The following is an 18609-nucleotide window of genomic DNA, read 5'->3' on the forward strand; positions in this document are numbered from 1 at the left end:
AGGCACCGGCGCGATCCACCTCGCCGGGCCCCACGCCCGCACTCCCCCGATCGGCCCACCGGCGGAGGCGGGCGGCCCACCGCGGCCTGCGGCCCGGTGGCGCCACGCGCGGCGGGCGGCGGGTGGCGGGTGGCGCTACGCGCGGCGGGTGGCCAGCAGCAGGCCGGTCGAGCAGTCCAGGTAGGTGGTGTGCAGCCGGGGGTCGGTGGTCAGCCGGTCCATCAGCGCCCGGACGGCGCGGGCGTGGTCGGAGGGCCAGGTCGACTGCGGGAGCAGGTCGTCGACCAGGTACTGGCCGCCGGGGGCGAGCAGGCCGAGCACCTGGTCGAGGTGGTGGAACTTGCCGGGCCAGGTGTCCGCGAAGATCAGGTCGAAGTGGCGGCCGGCCAGTGCGTCGATCAGTTCGGCGCCGTCGCCCACCATCAGCTCCAGCCGCCGGTCCGCACCCAGGTGGGCGGCCGCGACCGCCGCCACCACCGGGTCCTGCTCCACGCTCAGCAGGGTGGCGCCCGGGTCCATCCCGCTCAGCAGCCAGCTGGTGGACGCGCCGGCGCCCGTGCCCAGCTCCAGGATCCGCCCGCCCGGCCGGGCCGCCGCGAGCGTCCGCAGCAGCTGCCCGGTCACCAGGTCGCACGACATCGTGAAGCCGAGCGACGTGCAGCCCTCGACGATCGAGGCGAGCACGGCGGGGTGGGACCCGGTGGTGAGCATCACGGCGCAGCCTTCCGAGAGTGACGGTCCGTCAGCGACCCTGCCACCGTACCGGCGAGGCCCGTCCGCCCTCGATCCGTTCCACTCCTCGGACGGCCGGCGAACGGCCCGGACCGGTCGCCGCTCGGGGCCGCCGCACCCGTCCGAGTGCCGCGCACCGAAGGCGCCGCGGGCCTGCCCGACGGGCGTACGCCCGGTGGCGGATCGCGGGCCGCGCCACCAGGGTGACTTGCGGGGGAGCACCGGAACGCCTCACCGGAAAGAGCGAGACATGCCCGAAGTCACCAAACCGTATGCGACCGGCACGCCGTGCTGGGTCGATCTGATGGCGAAGAACCAGCAGGCGGCGCTGGACTTCTACCGCGACCTGCTCGGCTGGCAGGGCAAGCCCGGCCCGGCCGAGTTCGGCGGGTACGCGGTCTGCGAGCTGAACGGCAAGGCCGTCGCCGGGATCGGCCCGGCGATGGCGCCCGAGGGCCAGCCGACGCCGCCCACGGTCTGGACCACGTACCTGGCCACCACCGACGCCCAGGCCACCCAGGACGCGATCGTCGCGGCCGGCGGCACGCTGCTGGCGCCCGTGATGGACGTCGGCAAGCTGGGCCGGATGCTGATCGCCTCCGACCCGCAGGGCGCGGTGTTCGGCGTGTGGCAGGCCGTCGAGTTCGCCGGCGCGCGGGTGGTCAACGAGGCCGGCGCGGTGGTCTGGAACGAGCTGCACACCAGTGACGTCCCGGCGGCCACCGCGTTCTACGGCGAGGCGTTCGGCATCGAGATCAAGCCGATGGAGGGCGCTAAGGACTACTGGGGGCTGCAGGTCGGCGGCCGCGACGTCGGCGGTGTCACCCGGCTCGCCAACGACCCGCCCGGCACCCCGGCGCACTGGCTGACGTACTTCGCGGTCGACGACACCGACTCCACCGTGGACGCGCTGGTGAAGAGCAAGGGGACGGTGCTGGCCCCGGCGTTCGACATGCCGGCCGGCCGGATGGCGGTGGTCGCCGACCCGCAGGGCGCGCCGTTCGCGCTGATCAAGCCGCAGCCGATGTAGGCCGGCCCGGCCTGCGCACCGCCCGCCCGGGTCCGCCCGGACGGGCGGTGCGGCGTGCTCAGGGCAGCACCGGCCCGCAGGTGAACAGCAGCGGGAGGACGGGGGCGGCGGCAGTGGTGAGGGCCGCGGCGACGCGCAGCGCGGGGTGCGGGGCAGCAGCGGGGGCGAGCAGGCGGCGGACCCGCAGCAGTGCGGCGGGGCCGCCGGCGGCGAACGCCGCCCGCGGGACCTGGCCGTCGGCCACCCGGTACATGGCGGCGGCCAGCACGGCCCGCGGGTGGCGGCGCACGGCCCGGTCGTCGGCGGCCATCTCCAGTAGCAGCGGGGTCTCCCGGGCGGCGAGGCGGGCCAGCGGGAGGAACGGGAACGCGGCGGCGAACGCGTCCCCGGCAGTGCGGGCCAGGTGGTGGCGGCCGGCGACGTGGGCGCGCTCGTGGGCGAGGACGGCGGCCAGCTGCCCGGGCGTCAGCAGGTCGAGCGCGCCGCGGGTGAGCACGATCCGGGAGCGGCGGCCGGGCAGGCAGTACGCGGCGGGGACGTGGTGGTCGAGGACGTGCGCGCCGAGCTCCGGGTCGCGGGCGGCGACCAGGTCGAGCAGGGCGCGGTGGCGCCGCCGGTGCCGGGCGGTGCGGGCCAGCGCGGCGGTGAACCGGCCGAGCGGCCAGAGTGCGGCCGCGGCGGGCAGCAGCAGCCGCCACCCGCCGCCGAGGGCCTGCCCGGCGGGGTGGTCGACGCCGCACAGGTGCATCAGGCCGGCCAGCCCGAGGTGCAGGTGGCCGCCCGGCACGGCGAGGTGGTGGAGGGCCAGCACCAGGGCGGTGAGGAAGGACAGCGCCAGCCCCTGCCAGAGCGCGACGGCCAGCCGGGGCGCGCGGTGCGTCCAGCGGGCCCGGGCCAGGGGCAGCGGGGCGAGCACGCCGACCAGCACGGCGTAGCCGAGCAGCGCGAGGGCGGCGGTCACCGTCCGCTCCCGGGTGCGCCGCCCGTCCCGCCGGGCTGGTCGCGGTCGACGGAGTCGATGGCGGCGCGCAGCGCGTCGAGTTCGGCCGGGGTGAGCTGCTCGACCAGGTGGACGAGGGCGCCGGCGGGGTTGGGGCTCTCGCCGAGGACGTCGCGCATCAGGGCGGCGCTGTACGCCTCGCGGGTGCAGGCGGGCCGGTAGCTCCAGGCCCGGCCGGACTTCTCGCGGCGCAGCATGCCCTTGCGGTACAGGATGTCGGCGACCGTCATCACGGTGGTGTAGGCGAGCGGCCGGGACCGGTTGAGGTCGTCGACGATCTCGCGGACGGTGGCGGGGCGGCCCCAGGTCCACAGGCGGTCCATGATCTCCGCCTCCAGGTCGCCGAGTCTGCGCACTGCCGTTCCGTCCCCTCGGTCCGCCGTCGTCGGGCTCATCGTAGTGGGCGGGGGGTGGCTTGCCGGTCGATCTACTGAACTACTAAGTTGTCTCGTAGTTCTCGCCCGGACGGCGGGTGCCCCGACCCGAGGAGAAGAGACGCAGCGATGGGAACACACCGCCGCCCCCGACCCGCCGGCCGCACCAGGACCGCCGTCCTCGGCGCGGCGGCCGGCGCAGCCGTCCTGCTGCCCACCGGATCGGCCTGGGCCGAGCCCGGCACCGGCAGCCTCGACCAGGTCAAGGCGAAGGTCGACAACCTGTACGAGGACGCCGAGGCGGCCACCGAGCAGTACAACAAGGTGAACGAGCGGGCCGGCCAACTCCAGGACCAGGCCGGCAAGTTGCAGGAACGACTGGCCGCCCAGCAGACGAAGATCCTGCAACTCCAGGACTCCCTGGGCGCGTTGGCCGCCGAGCAGTACCGCAGCGGCGGGATCGACCCCAGCATGCAGCTGATGCTCAGCAGCTCCCCCGACGAGTACCTGCAGAAGGCCGGCTTCCAGGAGCTGGCCGGCGGACAGCAGGCCGACGCCCTGCGCAGCGCCCTGCGACTGCAGCAGTCCATCGACCAGGACCGGGCCGAAACCGCCGCCAAGCTCGACGAGTTGGAGCAGGCCCGCACCACCCTGTCGGCGAAGAAGACCGAGGTCCAGGGCAAGCTCGCCGAGGCCGGCCAGATCCTGGCCGGCCTCAAGGCCGCCGACCGGGCCCGCGTCCTCGGCGACAACCAGCAGGCCGCGTCCCGCGGTTCGGCCCGCGGCCAGACCTACACCGGCCCCGCCACCGGCCAGGTCAAGGCGATCCTGGACTTCGCCTACGCCCAACTCGGCAAGCCCTACAAGTGGGGTGCCGCCGGCCCCAACTCCTTCGACTGCTCCGGCCTCACCCAGATGGCCTTCCGGGCCGGCGGCGTCGGCCTCCCCCGGGTCTCCCAGGACCAGTGGAACGCCGGCAAGCGCATCGCCAAGGCCGACATCCAGCCCGGCGACCTGCTCTTCTACTACAACGACCTGCACCACGTCGGCATCTACATCGGCAACGGCAAGCTCCTGCACGCCCCCCGCACCGGCAAGAACGTCGAGATCGTCGACATGGACGTCATGCCGTACATGGGCGCCGTCCGCCCCTGACCGCCGCGCCACCGCGAACCCCGGCGGGCAGCGCTCCCGGCGGGCGGCGCTCTCTACGGGCGGCGCTCTCTGCGGGCGGGCTCCGAACGGCTCCCGGCAGCCGGGCTCCCCGTTCCGGCCGGGGCGCAGTAGAAAGGGGGCATGGGCAGACAGCTGGGCCTCGTGTTCTACGTGCTGGCGATGGTGGGTCTGATCGTCGGGCTGGACGTCGCGTTCTTCCGCGGCCACTTCTGGCCCCGGCTGATGCTGAACGTCGGCATCGTGCTGGTGTTCCTCGCGTGCTACCTGCGGTTCCTCAAACACTCATGAGCCGGAATCGCCCGACTCCGTGACGGGCAGGCACTCGGCGAGCAGGGCGAGCATGTCGCGCCAGGCGCGGTCGGCCTGGCGAGGGTGGTGGCCGACGCCGGGGACGACGACGGCGTCGCCGATGGGGTGGTGGAAGGCGTGCTGGGCGCCGCCGTAGACGGTCAGGCGCCAGTCGACGCCGGCGGCCTGCAGTTCGGCGGTGAACTCCTCGCGCCGGGCGACGGACATGATCGGGTCCTCGGAGCCGACGCCGGCCCAGACCGGGCAGGGGATGTTCGCGGCCTCGCCGGGGCGGCCGACGGTGACGGCGTTGAGGGTGCCGATGGCGCGCAGCGGGACTCCGGCGCGGCCGAGTTCGAGGGCGATCGCGCCGCCGGTGCCGTAGCCGATGGCAGCGATCCGGTCGGGGTCGGTACGCGGCTCGGCGCGCAGCACGTCGAGCGCGGCGCGGCCGATCTCCCGCATCCGCTCGGGGTCGGCGAGCAGCGGGAGGGCGCGGTCCAGCATCTCCTGCGGGTCGGTGAACCAGCGGCCGCCGTTGATGTCGAACAGCAGTGCCACATAGCCGAGTTCGGCGAGGGCGTCGGCCAGGCCGCGCTGGAATTCGCTGATGCCGGGGCCCTCGGGGCCGATCAGGACGGCGGGCCGGCGACCGGTGCCGGCGGGCAGCGCGAGGTGGCCGACCATGGTCAGGCCGTCGGCGGGGTAGCGGACCGTGCGAGTGGTGACCGTTGTCATGCATTCGGACTGTACGGAGCGCCGGACCCGCTCGGTACGTTCTTAGCTGCGGGCAGAGCGGGCCGAGCGGGCCCGGGCCGGGTGGAAGGGGCGGGCGGATGCGGTTGCGGGATGTCGGGCCGGGCGACGTGGCGGCGTACGTCCGGATGCGGTGCGACCCGGCGATGATGGCCGAGTTGGGCGGACCGCAGCCGGTCGCCCGGATGGCGGAGAAGGTCCGGCTCGACGTGGAGCGGACGGCGGCGGACGACTGGTGGGTCCGGATGATCGTCCCGGACGGGGCCGCGCCGGGGGCGGTCGCGGGGACGGTGACACTGTGGCCGCACGAACTGGACGGCGCGCCGATCTCCGAGATCGGGTGGATGGTGCTGCCGGAGTTCCAGGGGCGCGGGCTGGCCAAGCGGGCCGTCCGCGAGGTGCTCGAAGCGGCCGGCGCGGACGGGCGCTGGGGCCGGGTGCACGCCTTCCCGGGGGCTTCGAACGGGGCATCGAACGGGATCTGCCGCGCGCTCGGCTTCGAGCTGCTCGGCGAGCGCGAGGTGGAGTTCGCGGGGCGGGTGCTGCGGACCCGCCACTGGGTGGTCGAGCCGTGAGCGGATCCGCTGCCTGAACGGCGGGTCGGTGGCCCGGCCCGGCCGCGGGAGACGGTCGGCCGGGACGGGCCGGTCAGCGGGGCCGCGCCGTCACCGCTCGTGGCGGGTGCGCGGCTGCGGGGTGCGGGCGGACGGGCGCACGCTGCCCCCGACCGGACCGAGCGGGCGGCGCGGTGCGGGGATGGCCGGCGGGCGGGACTTCTGGAACATGCGGGGATCCTCGTTCTCGGTCGGCGGCCCACCCGTGGGACGGGGCAGGTCGGATGCGATCAGGATGCGGCACCCGCTCGGCCGCATCCGGACGGCGCAACGGGAAGCCACCCGAACGGGCCAGAGCGGCCCGGCCGCAGGGCCGCTCGGGTGGCTGTGCCAGGATCGGGCAGCAGGCCGTGCCGGCAGGGACGCCGGTGGCCGGATCGGAGAGGGACCGTGGGAACCGTCGTCGCCCCCAAGCCGCTGCTGCTCCAGAACGGCCGGCCGGCCGCCGCCGGCTGGTCGCTGGACCCGTCGCTGCGGCATCTCAACCACGGCTCGTTCGGGGCGGTTCCGCTGGCCGCGCAGCGCGCCCAGCAGGACCTGCGGGAGGAGATGGAGCGCGCCCCGGTGGTGTGGTTCCCCGCGCTCCCCCGCCGGGTCGCCCGGGCGCGCGCCGCGATCGCCGAATTCCTGCGCGCCCCGGTCGAGTTCACCGCGCTGGTGCCGAACGCCAGTGCGGGCGCGAGCGCCGTCTACAACAGCCTGCCGCACCGGCCCGGCGGGGAGGTGCTGGTCACCGACCACGGGTACGGTGCGGTCACCATGGGCGCGGCCCGGCTGGCCCGGCGCTGGGGCGGTTCGGTCCGCACCGTGCACGTGCCGCTGGCGGCGGGCCCCGAGGAGGCCGCGGCGGCCGTGCTGGAGGGGCTCGGCGACCGGACGGCGCTGATCGTGCTGGACCAGATCACCTCCGCCACCGCGCGCCGCCTCCCGATCGACCTGATCGGCCCGGCGGCCCGTGAGCGCGGCGTCCCACTGCTGGTGGACGCCGCGCACGTCCCCGGCCTGACCGAGGACCCGCGGGCCGGCGTCGACTGCGACGCCTGGGTCGGCAACCTGCACAAGTTCGGCTGCGCGCCGCGCGGCACCGCGGCGCTCGTCGCCCGGGGCGAACTCCGGCACGCCCTCTATCCGTTGATCGACTCCTGGGGCGCGGAGGAGCCGTTCCCGGAGCGCTTCGACACCCAGGGCACGGTGGACGCGACCAGCTACCTGGCCGCGCCGACCGCGCTCGACTTCGTCGAGCGGCAGTGGGGTTGGCCGCAGGCCCGCCAGTACATGAGGGAACTCGCCGACTATGCCCAGGAGTTGATCGGCGAGGCGTTCACCGCGGCCACCGGCGAACCGGCCGCGGCCGAGGTCGGCATGCCGGTCGAGGCGCTGCGCCTGGTCAAGCTGCCGGCCGGCCTGGGGCGCACCCGCCTGGAGGCGGACGCCCTGCGGGACCGGATGGCGACGGAGTTCGGCGTCGAGACGGCGTTCACCAGCTTCGGCGGGACGGGCTACTTCCGACTGTCCACGCACGTGTACAACACGGCCGCGGACTACGAGTACTTCGCCGAGAACTGCGTTCCGATGCTGTGCGACTGGGCCGCGAAGGCCCGTCAGGAGGCTTAGTCCGATGGGGAGTTACCGCAGAGTGGCCCCGGGTGAGCGGCGGGTTCAGCTGGACCTGCCGGTGGACCTGGCCGAGTGGCTGCAGAACTTCGCGGAACTCTCCCACCGGACGGCGACGGACGTGGTGCGCACCCTGCTGGAGGCGGAGCGCCGGCGGGTGGCGGCGAACTGGGAGCGCCCGCAGTGATCCCGCCTCCACCGGCCCTGACTAGGCGGGGAGTTCGTAGTCGACGTGGATGTGGTGGGTGCCGTCCTCGTCGATGGTGATGCCGCCGGTGCCGGTGATGCCGGCCAGCGCGGCGGTGCCGCTGCTGGGGACGATCACGAAGTAGTCGCCCTCGCGGCCGACGCCCAGCGTGGTGGCGGAGTGCGCGAAGTTGAACGTCCCCTCGGCGTCGTGCAGTCGGCCCTCGAAGGACTCCATGGCGAGGTACGTCCCGACCCCCGCCGCGTGGTCGAACGCGGCGGTGAACAGGGTGGTGGACCGCCCTGCGATCTCGCCCTGGAACTCCTTGCGCATGGTGGCGACACCGACGCCCACGGCCGTCTTGATGTCGCCCTCCGGGACGGGCACGGGGGTGTACTCGGGGACGGTGAAGGTACCTGATGCTCGCATGGGCGCGATGCTAGCGGCCGCCACCGACAACTGCCAGGCTCTCAGGGCCCGGTGGCCGCCCACTGCGGGTACGCGGCCGGCCCGGTGCGGCGGCGGCGGGCGGCGATCACGCCGAGGATCGCGGAGACCACCACGAGCAGCAGGCCCAGCACCCCCGTCGCGCCGACGGCCACCAGCGCCCGGACAGTGCTGGGCACGTCGCGCGCCTTGACCGTGTCGAGCGGGACGGCGCCCCACGCCCGGGAGTCGAGCGAGTTCGCCCGATGGTCCCCCATCACGAACATCTGCCCGTCCGGGACGGTGGTGTCGAAGCAGCGGAAGCCGTTGACCTCCCCGCCCTCCAGGTACGGCTCGGCGAGCGGGGCGCCGTTCAACTGGACCGGCTGGTCGCCACACTGGGAGACCCGGTCGCCGCCGAGGGCGATCACCCGCTTCAGGTGGCTGCTGACCGGCTCGCCCGGTGCGGGGGACGAGCGGAACACCACGACATCGCCGCGCCGGACCTTCCCCGGCGCGACGGCGGTCAGCACGAGGGACCGGCCGGGCCGGTAGGTGGGCTCCATGTCCCCGCTCCGGATCGCGACCGACTGCGGGCCGAGCACCATCGCGTACCCGAACGCGCCGACCACCAGCAGCACGCCGAGGACCCCCAGGATCAGTGCCGCCCTGCCGAGCCTGCCCCATCGCCGCACGTCCGTACCCGCCCCCGCCTCGAACGCCCGCACGGTGCGCGCGGGCGTTCGGGAGTGTAGCGGGCAGGCCGGACCGACGGTCCGTCCGCCCGTGGCCGACATCGCCGACCGGGTCCGCCTCCGCCCGACAGGGCATCCCCACCCCGTTGACCGGCCGGGAAATGGCGGCGCGGTGAGCACGGGCGGTCGATTAGTCTCCGCGCCATGGCACACCATCATTCGTACAGCGAGCATCCGACGAAGCCGCGCCCCGCCCGCGAGCCGGCCACGGCGGCGGACGTCGAGCAGGCCGTGCGACTCGCGGTCGCGACGCTGACGGAGGCGCTGGACGCGGACTGGCGCGCCCCGGCCGGGGGGCTGGAATGGGACTGCTGGGAGACCCTGGAGCACACGGCGGACGGGCTGCTCGCCTACGCGACCCAACTCGCGCCCGCCCGCCTCCCGTTGGACGGGTACGTCCCGCTGCGCTGGCAGCGCGACCGCCCGGAGGGGCCGGCGAGCGTGGTGTTCGTCGACCGCGCCGTCGGCGCGGCGGGCCTGCTGCAGACCCTGGACGCGGGCGGCGGGCTGCTGGCGGCCATGGTCCGGACGGCCGCCCCACAGGCACGCGCGTTCCACGCCTACGGGGTGACGGACCCGGAGGGCTTCGCCGCGATGGGCGTGGTGGAGATCCTGGTGCACACCCACGACGCAGCCACCGGCCTCGGCCTGCCCTGGGACCCGCCCGCCGACCTGTGCGACCGGGCCCTGGCCCGACTGTTCCCCGAGGCCCCCACAAACACCGACCGCTGGCCCACCCTCCTCTGGTCCACCGGCCGCACCGAACTCCCCACCCACGGCCGCCGCACCTTCGAACGCTGGCACAGCGAACCGCTGCCGTGACAGCCCTCGACTCTCGCGACCGGTTATCCGGCGGCGGTCTCCGCCTCCAGCCAGGCCAGGTAGCCGGGCGCCCCGGCGACGATCGGCACGGCGATCGCCTCCGGGGTGTCGTATGTGTGCAACTCGCCGATGCGGTCGATGAGTTGCGGAGCGAGCGGGGCGGTGGTCTTGAGGTCGATCCGCCATTCGGCGGCGTCCTGGACCTCGCCGTCCCACCAGTACACGGAGTGGACGGGACGGACCTGGGCGCAGGCGGCGAGGCGTTCGCGGACCAGGGTGACGGCGAGGGCGCGGGCGGCGTCCTCGCCGTCGTGGGTGGTGGTGACCACCAGGTGCTGGGGCTCGGTCATGGACCGAGCCTACGGGGGCCGGGAGGGAGGCACTGGGTTGCTTCGGGCTGCTGCCGCCGGGTGTCCGGCGGTGGTGCGCCATGGCGGCTCGGGCACCCCGCGCACGGGCCGCCATGGCGCTCGACGGTGACGGCCCCACCCCCGGTTTTCCCCTCCCGGGTGTGGGGCCGTCCCGCCGCTTCAGGTGGCTGTCGTCGCTGACCGCTCTCGTGGGGGTGGAGCGGTCAGCGACGGGACCAGAGGGCCGGGACGTTCGGGGGCTCCCAGCCGGCGAAGGCGGTGTGCGCCTGGATGCACACGTACGTGACGCCGTTGTAGGTGACCTGGTCGCCGACCTTGTAGCTGGTGCCGGCCTGCCAGGTGGTGGTGCCGCCGGGCGAGGAACTCGCGCTCGGGCTCGGCGAGTTGCCGGACGGGCTGCTGCTCGGGCTGGTGCTCGGCTTGGGCGTCCCGTTGACGTTGAGCACGAAGTCGAAGCTGGCCTGGCTGCCGTTGCCGACCTGGCGGACCGTCATCACCAGCGCCGGGTCGAAGATGCTGTCGGTGGCGTTGCGCGGCTCGTTCGGGAAGTACAGCTGCGTGGTCAGGATCGACTGTCCGGGGGCCTGCACCTTGACGTGGATGTGCCGGGTGCGGCCGGGGTAGAGGCCCGGGATGATCGTGCCCAGCGTGTACGCCCCGTTGGCGTCGCTGAACTGGTGGCCGCGGAAGGTGTACCCGGAGTTGTCGTAGTTGCCGTTGACGTCGGCCTGCCAGAAGTCCAGCAGCGCACCGGCGATGGGGACGCAGTTGCGGCCGAACACGTAGCCGCTGACGGTCAGCGGGGTGCCTTGGGTGCCCGGGGTGACCAGGTTGGTGCGCAGCGGGGAGCCCGGCTTGAAGTAGGGGCCCTCGATCTGCGCGCCGGTGGGCGCGTCGCCGTCGTGGCAATCGGGGGTGAGCGGGGCCGTGTTGCCGCCGGCGGCGGCGGTGTCACGGGCCAGGGCGGTGCCACCGCCGATCAGCACCGGCACGGCGCCGGCCAGTGCGGCGGCCTTCAGCAGACTCTTGCGGCTGATCTGCCGGTCGCCCAGGGGGTTGTGGGGGGTGGACATGGCTCTCCGTTCGGCTGCTTCTTCGGACGACGCCGCCCGCCCGGATTCCCATGGCTAGGACATGACACCTGGAGAGGTCGGGTGTCCCCGTGCGGCGGCGCTGTGGGGTGCCTCAGACGCTAGGCCCTGCCGGGCGGGCCGTCGATGGACGGGGGCCGCCGGACGTGGTGCATTCCTCAGCCGAGCTTTTACCCGCCATTGACGCTGCCATGGGCCGCCGTCCGCTCCGCCCGTCAGCCGGCGTGCTCGCGGAACTCCCCCGGCGTGCGGCCGACTTCGCGTCGGAAGAACCGACAGAAGTAGGCCGGGTCGGAGAAGCCCGCCGCCACCGCGACCTGGCGGATCGTCATGTCCGTGGTGGCGAGCAGGCGTTTGGCCTCCAGGGTCTGCTGCTCGCGGATCAGCCGGGCCGGGGTGCGGCCGGTGGCGTCCTTCACCACCTCGTGCAAGTACCCGGCGGAGACGCCGAGTTCGCGGGCCAGCGCGAGCACCGAGCGGTCGGTGCGGCCGGCCTCGGCGATCAGCCGGGCGAACCGGTCCGCCAGCGGGTGCACGGGCGCCCGCGGCGCGACCGCCCCGTCCGCGCCCTCCCGCTGCCGGGCCACCCGCAGCGCCCGCACCAGCAGCACGTGCAGCAGCGCCTGCAGCACGCCCAGCCGGCCGTCCAGGCCGGCCCGGTACTCGGCGGTCAACTCCGCGAGCAGCCGGGAGAGTTCACCGTGCCCCTGACGCGTCGGCCGGGGTGCGGTGGCGCCGCCCAGCGCGCGCAGCAGGGCCAGGTCCTCCGGGTGGCGGTGCAGGAAGTCCTCGTTGAACAGCAGTACCCAGCCGTCGAGTTGGCGCGCCTCCACCCAGTGGTGCACCTGTCCGGGCAGCACCACGTACAGCACCGGCGGCTCGATCCGGTACTCCGCGAGATCGACGACGTGCGTCCCGCTCCCCTTGGTCACGTACACCAGCTCGTAGAACGAGTGCCGATGCGGAAAGTCGGCCCGGGAGAGCGGCCCGATGGAGTCGAAGCTGCCGGCGGCGAACGGCACCAACCCGGGATCCGGGACGTCCAGGTCGTGCAGTTCCAGGCCGGCGGGCGGTCGGAGCGTCATCGCGCCAGTGTGCGCGGACTCCCCTCGAACCGTCCAGTGGTCCAGACCAGGGACGGTGGTGGTGGCACCCCGACCCCAGTAGGGAAAAGTCGACCATCAGGTCTCGACCTGGCCCCGCTGACGTCGGCCGGTCCGCCGACTGGAATGGACGGGTGTTCACCTCCCTCCGTCAACTCGCCCGCCGTCACCGCTGGTTGTGGCCCGTCGGCTGGCTGCTCTGCGCAGTCTGGGCAGGCGTCTTCCCGCTGGTGTCCCCGCTCGGGCCGCACCGCGACTGGGGCGTCGTCGCCGCGGCCGGCTACCTGCTGGCCGCCGTCGCCGCCGCACCCTGGTGGCGCCGCGACACCCGCATGCTCTCCGCCGTCCTGGCCCTGGTCACCGCCGGCCTGCTCCCGCTGGCCCTGGCCCTGCGGACGGGCGCGGGCCAGAGCGAGGTCACGGTGATCGGCCGCGCCGGCACGGAACTGCTCACCCACGGCTCCCCCTACCTCGACTCCCCCGACTCGGTCCTCGACCTGACCCCCTACCTCCCCGCCATGGCCGCCTTCGGCCTCCCCCACGCCCTGCTCGGCCCGAACACCCCTCTCGGCGACCCACGCCTGTGGTGCGCGGCGGCCTTCCTGGCAACGACGGGCGCCACCTGGCACCTGCTGCGCCGGGGCGCGGCCCGCCAAAGCCCCTCCGCGCTCCACGCCCGACTCCCGCTTGCCCGCCCGTCGCTGCCGCAGACCGCGCGGGCAACAGCCGGGCCCGCGCTGCTGCGCCGCGCTCGACTCCCCTCCACGCGAACGCGAACGCCGTTGTCCCCCGGGGCCGTCGCACTGACGGCCTCGCCGGTGGCGGCGTCACCGCAGGCCACAGGAGCGACCCTCCGACCCGCCCGCCTGCACCTCGCCCGACGCGCGCTCGCCCCCGGCACGGCAACACCGCCGGCCTCGCCCGACGACCGTCGCCGCACTCGCCGACCGGGCCCGCGGCACCCGCACACCTCCCTCCGCACTCGACTCCCCTCCACCCAAACGCCGCTGCCCCCCACGGCCGTCGCACTGGCGGCCTCGCCGGTGACGGCGTCACCGCAGGCCACAGGAGCGGCCCTCGGACCCGCCCGCCTGCGCCTCGCCCGACGCGCGCTCGCCCCCGGCACGGCAACACCGCCGGCCTCACCCGACGACCCTCGCCGCACTCGCCGACCGCGCCCGCGGCGCCCGCACACCTCCCTCCGCGCTCGACTCCCCTCCACCCGAACGCGAACGCCGTTGTCCCCCGGGGCCGTCGCACTGGTGGCCTCGCCGGTGGTGGCGCTTCCGCTCGCGGTGAGCGGGGTCGATCTGCCGATGACCGGGCTGCTCTGCCTGGCGCTCGCCCTCGCGGCGCGGCGGCGGGCGGGTGGGGCCGGGCTGGCGCTGGCGGCGGCGTGCGCGTTGAAGTGGACGGCCTGGCCGGCCGTTCCGGTGGCGGTGGCGCTGCTGGCCGCGGTGGCGGGGCGGCGGACGGCGTGGCGTTGCGCCGGGGTCACGGTGACGGGGGCGACCGCGCTGATGGCTCCGTGGCTGCTGCTCGCACCCGGGCCGATGGTGCGTCAGGTGTTCGCGTTCCCGCTCGGTCTCGGCGAGTGGCGGACGCCCGCCGCGAGCCCGCTGCCGGGTCGACTGCTCGCCCACCTCGGCACCGGTGGCTGGTGGTCGGCGCTCACCCTGCTCCTGCTCGGCGGCGGCGCGGTGGCGGTGTCCCTGGTCCGACGCCCGCCGACGGACGCGGTCGCGGCGGCCGACCGCCTGGCGATCGGGCTGGCCCTGGCGTTCCTGCTCGCACCGGCCGGACGCTACGGCTACCTGGCGCTGCCGCTCTTCCTCGCCGTCTTCACCCGTCTCGCCCCGCACCGGACGCCGAGTCCCCGCCGTCCGGCGGCCGCCGCGGCCGCCGCGGCCGCCCCGGCCGCCCTGCCGTCCGCAACCCGTCGACCCCGCGCACCCGCCGCGGCGCCGGCCGACCCTCCGGTCCTCGTCGCCGCTCCTTGAACCGCGGCCAGGACCTCTGCGCCACCGACCCCCCGTCGCCCCCGATCCCCTGCGAGGCACCCATGTCCACCACGCTGATCGTCACCAACGACTTCCCGCCCCGGCAGGGCGGCATCGAGACCTTCGTCCACGAGATGGCCGTCCGGGTCCCCGGGAACGACGTGGTCGTCTACACCTCCGCCGAGCCCGGCGCGGCGGCCTACGACGCGACGCTCCCGTTCCCGGTGGTCCGTGACCGGTCGCGGATGCTGCTGCCGACGGGGCGGGTGACTCGGCGGGCGGTCGAGCTGGCCCGGGCGCACGGGTGCGACCGGGTGTGGTTCGGGGCGGCGGCGCCGCTCGCCGCGATGGCCCCGGCGTTGCGGCGCGGCGGCGTGCGGCGGCTGGTGGCCACCACGCACGGGCACGAGATCTGGTGGGCCCGGACACCGGGGGCCCGCAGCCTGCTGCGCCGGATCGGCACCCACTGCGACGTCGTCACGTACCTCGGCGAGTACACCCGGCGGCGGATCGCCCCCGCACTGGGCCCGGACGCGAGCCTGTCGCGGCTGGTGCCGGGGGTCGACCCGGCGCTCTTCCGCCCCTCGCCCGCCGCCCGTCGCGCGGTCCGCGCGCAGTTCGGCCTCGGGGACGCGCCCGTGGTGCTGTGCGTGGCCCGGCTGGTGCCGCGCAAGGGGCAGGACGCGCTGATCCGCGCGCTGCCCGCGATCCGCCGGCGGGTTCCGGGCACCACCCTGCTGCTGGTCGGCCAAGGCCCGGACGAGACCCGGCTGCGACGTCTGGCGGAGAGTCACGCGCCCGGCGCGGTCGTCTTCGCCGGCGGCCACCGGCACGCCGACACCGCCCCGTTCTACGCGGCGGCGGACGTCTTCGCGATGCCGTGCCGGACCCGCCGCGCGGGCCTGGAGGCGGAAGGCCTCGGCATCGTCTTCCTGGAGGCCTCGGCCACCGAACTCCCGGTCGTCGCGGGCGACTCCGGCGGCGCCCCGGACGCCGTCCGGCCCGGCCGCACCGGCGCCGTGGTGGCCGGCCGCGACCTCCCCGCCCTCGCCGACGCCGTCGCACGCTTCCTCGAAGACCCGTCCCGTGCAGGCGAGTTCGGCCGCGCGTGGGTCCAGCAGCAGTGGTCGTGGGACGCCACCGCAGACCGGCTGAACGCCCTCCTCGCCGGGGAGGCGCAGCCGGTGCGGGCCTGACCTCCGCCGATCGAAATCGTCGGGACGAATTGGCCGAAAGCGTCGACCGGACTGGACAACCGCCCGGGGAAGCACGAACGGCCGTGCCGGTTCGGAACCGGTACGGCCGTTCCTGACGGATCGTCAGTTCGCCGGTCAGCGGGCGAAGAAGCTGTTCATGGTGCCGAAGTCGAGCGAGTCGCCCAGCTCCTCGTAGGTGCCCTTGGTCAGCGCCTCGACGGCCGCGCGCCGGGCGACCGTGTACGCCGACTGCGCGACGGCGGTGCCGAGGCTGACCCGGCGCACGCCCGCCGCCTCGAACTCGGCGACGGACGGGGCGCCCGGCCAGGCCATCACGTTGACCGGCAGGTCGGTCGCCTTCACCAGGACGGCCAGGGCGTCCAGGTCGACCAGGCCGGGCACGAAGAGGCTGTCCGCACCGGCCTCCGCGTAGGCGGCGGCGCGGGCGATCGCCTCGTCCAGCCGGCCCTCGGGCTCGCCGATGCCGAACAGGAAAACGTCGGTGCGCACGTTGATCACCAGCTCGGGCAGCCCCGCCGCCTCGGCCGCGGCGCGGGCCGCGCGCAGGCGCGCCGCCTGCTCCTGCACGTCGAACAGCGGCCCGCCGGGCGCGACCGAGTCCTCGAGGTTCACGCCCACCGCGCCGGCCTCGACCGCGGCCTCGACGGTCTTGGCGACGTCCTCCGGGGTCGGGCCGTAGCCGCCCTCGACGTCGGCCGTCACCGGGACGTCCACCGCGGCGGCGATCCGCCGGACCTGCTCGATCATCTCCTCCCGGGTCAGACCGTGTCCGTCGGTCCGGCCCCGCGACCAGGCCACGCCGCCGCTCGTCGTGGCAATGGCCTTCGCCCCGGCCGCCGCGATCACGGCCGCACTGCCCGCGTCCCATGCGTTGGGCAGGACCAGGACCCCTTCCGAGTGCAGCGCCCGCAACGACTCCGCCTTGGCCTGCTGCGCCTTCTCCACCACGCGAATCTCTCCTCAGTGCAACTGCTCTGACGCGGCGTCACATGATCGACCGCGTAGGAGAGTCATAGCAGCGCGGCCCGCCGCGGGCCCGGTCTTCCGGCCAGATTCGGTCATGACCTCGTCGACTGCGGGCCGGCGCCGTCCGGCGCTTCCGCGGTGCTGTTGCGATAGGCGAGGACCGCCAGGACCCGGCGGTTGCCCTCGGTGGGGTCGAGGTCGAGCTTCATGAAGATGTTGCCCGCGTGCTTGACCACCGACGCCTCGGTGACGGTGAGACGGTGGGCGATGGTCTGGTTGTTGAAGCCCTCGGCCATCAGGGCGAGCACTTCGTGTTCCCGGGGCGTGAGGCGGCGCAGCGGGTCGTCGGCGGTGCGGTGGGCGAGCAGGATGCGGACCACCTCGGGGTCGATGACGGTCCGGCCGGAGGCGACGCGTTCGAGGGCGTCGGTGAAGTCGGCGACGTCCATCACCCGGTCCTTGAGCAGGTAGCCGAGGCCGCCCCGGTCGGCGGTGGCCGCTCCGAGCAGACGCGTCGCGTAGGCGGTGGCGACGTACTGGGAGAGCACCAGGACGGGCAGGCCGGGGTGCTGTTCGCGCAGGTACAGTGCGGCGCGCAGGCCCTCGTCGCGGTGCTCGGGGGGCATCCGGACGTCGGTGACGACCACGTCGGGACGGTCCTCGTCGACGGCCCGGATCAGCTGTTCGGCGTCGCCGACGGAGGCGGTGACGCGGTGGCCGAGCCGGGTGAGCAGTTCGGCGAGGCCGGCCCGGAGCAGCACGGCGTCCTCGGCGATCACGATCCGGAGCACGGCACCTCCAGGTGCAGGCGGGTCGGCCCACCGGCGGGGCTGGTCACGGTCAGACGTCCTTTCAGGATCGCCACCCGGTCGGCCAGGCCCTGCAGGCCGGCGCCGGTGGCGGGGTCGGCGCCGCCGCGCCCGTTGTCGGTGACGGACAGCACCAGCGTGTCGCCGTCCAGCGCGCCGCGGACGGCGATCTCGTCGGCGCCGCTGTGCTTGGCGGCGTTGGTGAGGGCCTCGGTGACGGTGAAGTACGCGGCGCTCTCCACCGGCCCGGGCAGCCGCCGCGGCAGCTCCAGGTCGACCAGTACCGGCACCGGGTGACGGAGCGCCAACTCGGCGACCGCGGCGGGCAGTCCGTGGTCGGTGAGGACCTGCGGGTGGATGCCGCGCACCAGGGCGCGGAGCTGGTCGAGGGCGAGCCGCGCCTCGCCGCGGGCCCGGGTGACGAGTGCGGCGGCCGGGCCGTCCTGGCCGCGCAGTTCGAGTTCGGCCAGGCCCAGCGTCATGCCGAGGGCGACGAGCTGCTGCTGCGCGCCGTCGTGCAGGTCGCGTTCGATGCGGCGCCGTTCGGCCTCGAAGGCGTCCGCCAACCGGGCCCGGGAGCGGGTGAGTTCGACCACCTGCGCGCCGAGGTCCTGCTCCCGGACGGTGAGCAGCAGCCGCGCCAGCCGGACCTGCGCGCCGGCCAGCAGTGCGCCGCTGTACGCCGCGACCACCAGGCCGAACAGGCCGACGGCGCTCGCGGCGAGCCCGTCCGCCGGCCCCGAGACCGCCCGTCCGGGCACCAGCATCACGGTGTCCGGGCTCACCGCCCAGATGAACACCGGCGCGGCCACCAGCATCAGGCAGAAGGCGATGCCCGCCGCGAACGCCAGGCCGACCGCGCTGAACAGGGTCGACAGCACGGCGGCGTACCCGAGTTCGCGCCAGGTCGCCCGCTCGCGCAGCCGGGTGCGGAGCCAGCGCCGGGCCGCCGTCCGGTGCGGATCGGCGAGCCGGGCCGGCTCGACCAGGCGCAGCCGGTGGCGTTCCAGCGCCCCGACCGGCACCCCGAGCACGGCCGTCCCGGCCAGCACCGCCAGCCCGATGCCGACCGCCGACAGCGCGACGCCCAGCGCCAGCCCGACGGCCAGCGCCAGCAGGACCAGGACGCCCTGCACCGCCCCGCTCAGCAGCAGGGCCCAGGCCCGCCACGGCCAGCCGGACACCAGGAACCGCAGGGGCCGCCGCCGCACCGCCGCCCACACCGCGACGTCCATCCGCGCGCCTCCCCGTTGCCGATCGCGCCCGACTCTACCCAGC

At 75.0% G+C, this 18609-nt stretch carries 21 protein-coding genes; 9 read left to right on the plus strand and 12 right to left on the minus strand.

Translation table 11 applies throughout. The features are described from left to right. Positions 1-135: 135 nt before the first annotated feature. Positions 136-711 carry an O-methyltransferase gene (locus tag ACI1MP_RS07095; protein WP_404868054.1) on the minus strand — a complete coding sequence of 192 codons (576 nt, stop codon included), beginning with the start codon at positions 709-711 and terminating at the stop codon, positions 136-138. 271 nt (positions 712-982) lie between these two features. Between ACI1MP_RS07095 and ACI1MP_RS07100 the strand changes: the two genes are divergently transcribed. Continuing rightward, positions 983-1762 (plus strand): VOC family protein, encoded by a 780-nt coding sequence (locus ACI1MP_RS07100; RefSeq protein WP_100587710.1) that lies wholly within the window; start codon positions 983-985, stop codon positions 1760-1762. 58 nt (positions 1763-1820) lie between these two features. On the opposite strand, the gene ACI1MP_RS07105 is transcribed toward ACI1MP_RS07100, so the two are convergent. Both ACI1MP_RS07105 and ACI1MP_RS07110 read right to left on the minus strand, forming a co-directional pair. Next, positions 1821-2723 carry a M56 family metallopeptidase gene (locus ACI1MP_RS07105; RefSeq protein WP_380333074.1) on the minus strand — a complete coding sequence of 301 codons (903 nt, stop codon included), beginning with the start codon at positions 2721-2723 and terminating at the stop codon, positions 1821-1823. Continuing rightward, positions 2720-3118 (minus strand): BlaI/MecI/CopY family transcriptional regulator, encoded by a 399-nt coding sequence (locus ACI1MP_RS07110; RefSeq protein WP_043910860.1) that lies wholly within the window; start codon positions 3116-3118, stop codon positions 2720-2722. The genes ACI1MP_RS07105 and ACI1MP_RS07110 overlap by 4 nt, the downstream gene beginning before the upstream one ends. A gap of 147 nt (positions 3119-3265) precedes the next feature. On the opposite strand from ACI1MP_RS07110, the gene ACI1MP_RS07115 reads away from it, so the two are divergent. Together ACI1MP_RS07115 and ACI1MP_RS07120 are read left to right on the plus strand one after the other, a co-directional pair. Continuing rightward, the gene (locus ACI1MP_RS07115) at positions 3266-4291 is read left to right on the plus strand and encodes an NlpC/P60 family protein (protein ID WP_380333075.1); all 1026 of its coding nucleotides are present in this window, start codon (positions 3266-3268) and stop codon (positions 4289-4291) included. A 141-nt stretch (positions 4292-4432) separates the two neighbouring features. Further along, positions 4433-4600 (plus strand): hypothetical protein, encoded by a 168-nt coding sequence (locus ACI1MP_RS07120; protein ID WP_380333076.1) that lies wholly within the window; start codon positions 4433-4435, stop codon positions 4598-4600. On the opposite strand, the gene ACI1MP_RS07125 is transcribed toward ACI1MP_RS07120, so the two are convergent. Beyond that, positions 4595-5338: a dienelactone hydrolase family protein gene (locus ACI1MP_RS07125; protein ID WP_380333077.1), complete on the minus strand. Its 744-nt coding sequence runs from the start codon at positions 5336-5338 to the stop codon at positions 4595-4597. The two genes, ACI1MP_RS07120 and ACI1MP_RS07125, sit on opposite strands and share 6 nt — an antisense overlap. Before the next feature lie 98 nt (positions 5339-5436). Between ACI1MP_RS07125 and ACI1MP_RS07130 the strand changes: the two genes are divergently transcribed. The 3 genes from ACI1MP_RS07130 (at position 5437) to ACI1MP_RS07140 (ending at position 7771) form a co-directional block, all read left to right on the plus strand. After that, the gene (locus tag ACI1MP_RS07130; protein WP_189274521.1) at positions 5437-5931 is read left to right on the plus strand and encodes a GNAT family N-acetyltransferase; all 495 of its coding nucleotides are present in this window, start codon (positions 5437-5439) and stop codon (positions 5929-5931) included. 429 nt (positions 5932-6360) lie between these two features. Next, entirely contained in the window at positions 6361-7584 is a 1224-nt protein-coding gene (locus ACI1MP_RS07135; protein WP_404868055.1) for an aminotransferase class V-fold PLP-dependent enzyme, read from the plus strand. A 4-nt stretch (positions 7585-7588) separates the two neighbouring features. Beyond that, positions 7589-7771, plus strand: coding sequence for a hypothetical protein (locus tag ACI1MP_RS07140; RefSeq protein ID WP_404868056.1), 183 nt, complete (start codon positions 7589-7591; stop codon positions 7769-7771). Between the two features lie 21 nt (positions 7772-7792). Here ACI1MP_RS07140 and ACI1MP_RS07145 read toward each other — a convergent pair whose 3' ends face one another. Beyond that, positions 7793-8200, minus strand: a complete 408-nt coding sequence (locus ACI1MP_RS07145) for a DUF3224 domain-containing protein (protein WP_380333080.1) — start codon at positions 8198-8200, stop codon at positions 7793-7795. A gap of 41 nt (positions 8201-8241) precedes the next feature. Continuing rightward, complete coding sequence (gene lepB, locus ACI1MP_RS07150) at positions 8242-8892, minus strand: signal peptidase I (protein WP_404868057.1); 651 nt, start codon at positions 8890-8892, stop codon at positions 8242-8244. Between the two features lie 204 nt (positions 8893-9096). Here lepB and ACI1MP_RS07155 point away from each other — a divergent pair, with 204 nt between their 5' ends. Continuing rightward, the gene (locus ACI1MP_RS07155; RefSeq protein WP_404868058.1) at positions 9097-9774 is read left to right on the plus strand and encodes a hypothetical protein; all 678 of its coding nucleotides are present in this window, start codon (positions 9097-9099) and stop codon (positions 9772-9774) included. A gap of 23 nt (positions 9775-9797) precedes the next feature. Here ACI1MP_RS07155 and cutA read toward each other — a convergent pair whose 3' ends face one another. From cutA to ACI1MP_RS07170, 3 genes are all read right to left on the minus strand, one after another. Continuing rightward, positions 9798-10124, minus strand: coding sequence for a divalent-cation tolerance protein CutA (gene cutA, locus ACI1MP_RS07160; RefSeq protein WP_189274512.1), 327 nt, complete (start codon positions 10122-10124; stop codon positions 9798-9800). A gap of 224 nt (positions 10125-10348) precedes the next feature. Further along, positions 10349-11218, minus strand: coding sequence for a carbohydrate-binding protein (locus ACI1MP_RS07165; protein ID WP_404868059.1), 870 nt, complete (start codon positions 11216-11218; stop codon positions 10349-10351). Positions 11219-11451: 233 nt separating this feature from the next. Next, on the minus strand, positions 11452-12321 hold the full coding sequence (locus ACI1MP_RS07170; RefSeq protein ID WP_404868060.1) for a helix-turn-helix domain-containing protein: 870 nt from the start codon (positions 12319-12321) through the stop codon (positions 11452-11454). Between the two features lie 152 nt (positions 12322-12473). Here ACI1MP_RS07170 and ACI1MP_RS07175 point away from each other — a divergent pair, with 152 nt between their 5' ends. Next, positions 12474-14339, plus strand: a complete 1866-nt coding sequence (locus tag ACI1MP_RS07175; RefSeq protein ID WP_404868061.1) for a hypothetical protein — start codon at positions 12474-12476, stop codon at positions 14337-14339. A gap of 62 nt (positions 14340-14401) precedes the next feature. Beyond that, positions 14402-15535, plus strand: coding sequence for a glycosyltransferase family 4 protein (locus ACI1MP_RS07180; protein WP_404868062.1), 1134 nt, complete (start codon positions 14402-14404; stop codon positions 15533-15535). 135 nt (positions 15536-15670) lie between these two features. Here the strand turns inward: ACI1MP_RS07180 and ACI1MP_RS07185 are convergent, their stop codons facing one another. The 3 genes from ACI1MP_RS07185 to ACI1MP_RS07195 all read right to left on the minus strand — a co-directional run bounded on the left by ACI1MP_RS07185 (position 15671) and on the right by ACI1MP_RS07195 (position 18566). Further along, a complete protein-coding gene (locus ACI1MP_RS07185; RefSeq protein ID WP_404868063.1) occupies positions 15671-16504 on the minus strand; it encodes an isocitrate lyase/phosphoenolpyruvate mutase family protein in 834 nt (277 codons plus the stop codon). A gap of 110 nt (positions 16505-16614) precedes the next feature. Then, complete coding sequence (locus tag ACI1MP_RS07190; protein WP_404868064.1) at positions 16615-17313, minus strand: response regulator; 699 nt, start codon at positions 17311-17313, stop codon at positions 16615-16617. After that, positions 17298-18566, minus strand: coding sequence for a sensor histidine kinase (locus ACI1MP_RS07195; RefSeq protein ID WP_404868065.1), 1269 nt, complete (start codon positions 18564-18566; stop codon positions 17298-17300). Before ACI1MP_RS07195 ends, ACI1MP_RS07190 begins: the two co-directional genes overlap by 16 nt. Positions 18567-18609: the final 43 nt, after the last annotated feature.

Origin of the sequence: Kitasatospora griseola (genome assembly GCF_044999035.1) — a bacterium.
In the GTDB taxonomy this organism is placed as follows: domain Bacteria; phylum Actinomycetota; class Actinomycetes; order Streptomycetales; family Streptomycetaceae; genus Kitasatospora; species Kitasatospora griseola.

What these genes read in the sequence shown, in the direction of transcription:
- ACI1MP_RS07125 (WP_380333077.1), bottom strand. Translation starts at nt 5,338, where the DNA reads ATGACAACGGTCACCACTCGCACGGTCCGCTACCCCGCCGACGGCCTG.
- ACI1MP_RS07165 (WP_404868059.1), bottom strand. Translation starts at nt 11,218, where the DNA reads ATGTCCACCCCCCACAACCCCCTGGGCGACCGGCAGATCAGCCGCAAG.
- ACI1MP_RS07180 (WP_404868062.1), top strand. Translation starts at nt 14,402, where the DNA reads ATGTCCACCACGCTGATCGTCACCAACGACTTCCCGCCCCGGCAGGGC.
- ACI1MP_RS07140 (WP_404868056.1), top strand. Translation starts at nt 7,589, where the DNA reads ATGGGGAGTTACCGCAGAGTGGCCCCGGGTGAGCGGCGGGTTCAGCTG.
- cutA (WP_189274512.1), bottom strand. Translation starts at nt 10,124, where the DNA reads ATGACCGAGCCCCAGCACCTGGTGGTCACCACCACCCACGACGGCGAG.
- ACI1MP_RS07170 (WP_404868060.1), bottom strand. Translation starts at nt 12,321, where the DNA reads ATGACGCTCCGACCGCCCGCCGGCCTGGAACTGCACGACCTGGACGTC.
- ACI1MP_RS07145 (WP_380333080.1), bottom strand. Translation starts at nt 8,200, where the DNA reads ATGCGAGCATCAGGTACCTTCACCGTCCCCGAGTACACCCCCGTGCCC.
- ACI1MP_RS07195 (WP_404868065.1), bottom strand. Translation starts at nt 18,566, where the DNA reads ATGGACGTCGCGGTGTGGGCGGCGGTGCGGCGGCGGCCCCTGCGGTTC.
- ACI1MP_RS07120 (WP_380333076.1), top strand. Translation starts at nt 4,433, where the DNA reads ATGGGCAGACAGCTGGGCCTCGTGTTCTACGTGCTGGCGATGGTGGGT.
- ACI1MP_RS07095 (WP_404868054.1), bottom strand. Translation starts at nt 711, where the DNA reads ATGCTCACCACCGGGTCCCACCCCGCCGTGCTCGCCTCGATCGTCGAG.
- ACI1MP_RS07115 (WP_380333075.1), top strand. Translation starts at nt 3,266, where the DNA reads ATGGGAACACACCGCCGCCCCCGACCCGCCGGCCGCACCAGGACCGCC.
- ACI1MP_RS07100 (WP_100587710.1), top strand. Translation starts at nt 983, where the DNA reads ATGCCCGAAGTCACCAAACCGTATGCGACCGGCACGCCGTGCTGGGTC.
- ACI1MP_RS07155 (WP_404868058.1), top strand. Translation starts at nt 9,097, where the DNA reads ATGGCACACCATCATTCGTACAGCGAGCATCCGACGAAGCCGCGCCCC.
- ACI1MP_RS07130 (WP_189274521.1), top strand. Translation starts at nt 5,437, where the DNA reads ATGCGGTTGCGGGATGTCGGGCCGGGCGACGTGGCGGCGTACGTCCGG.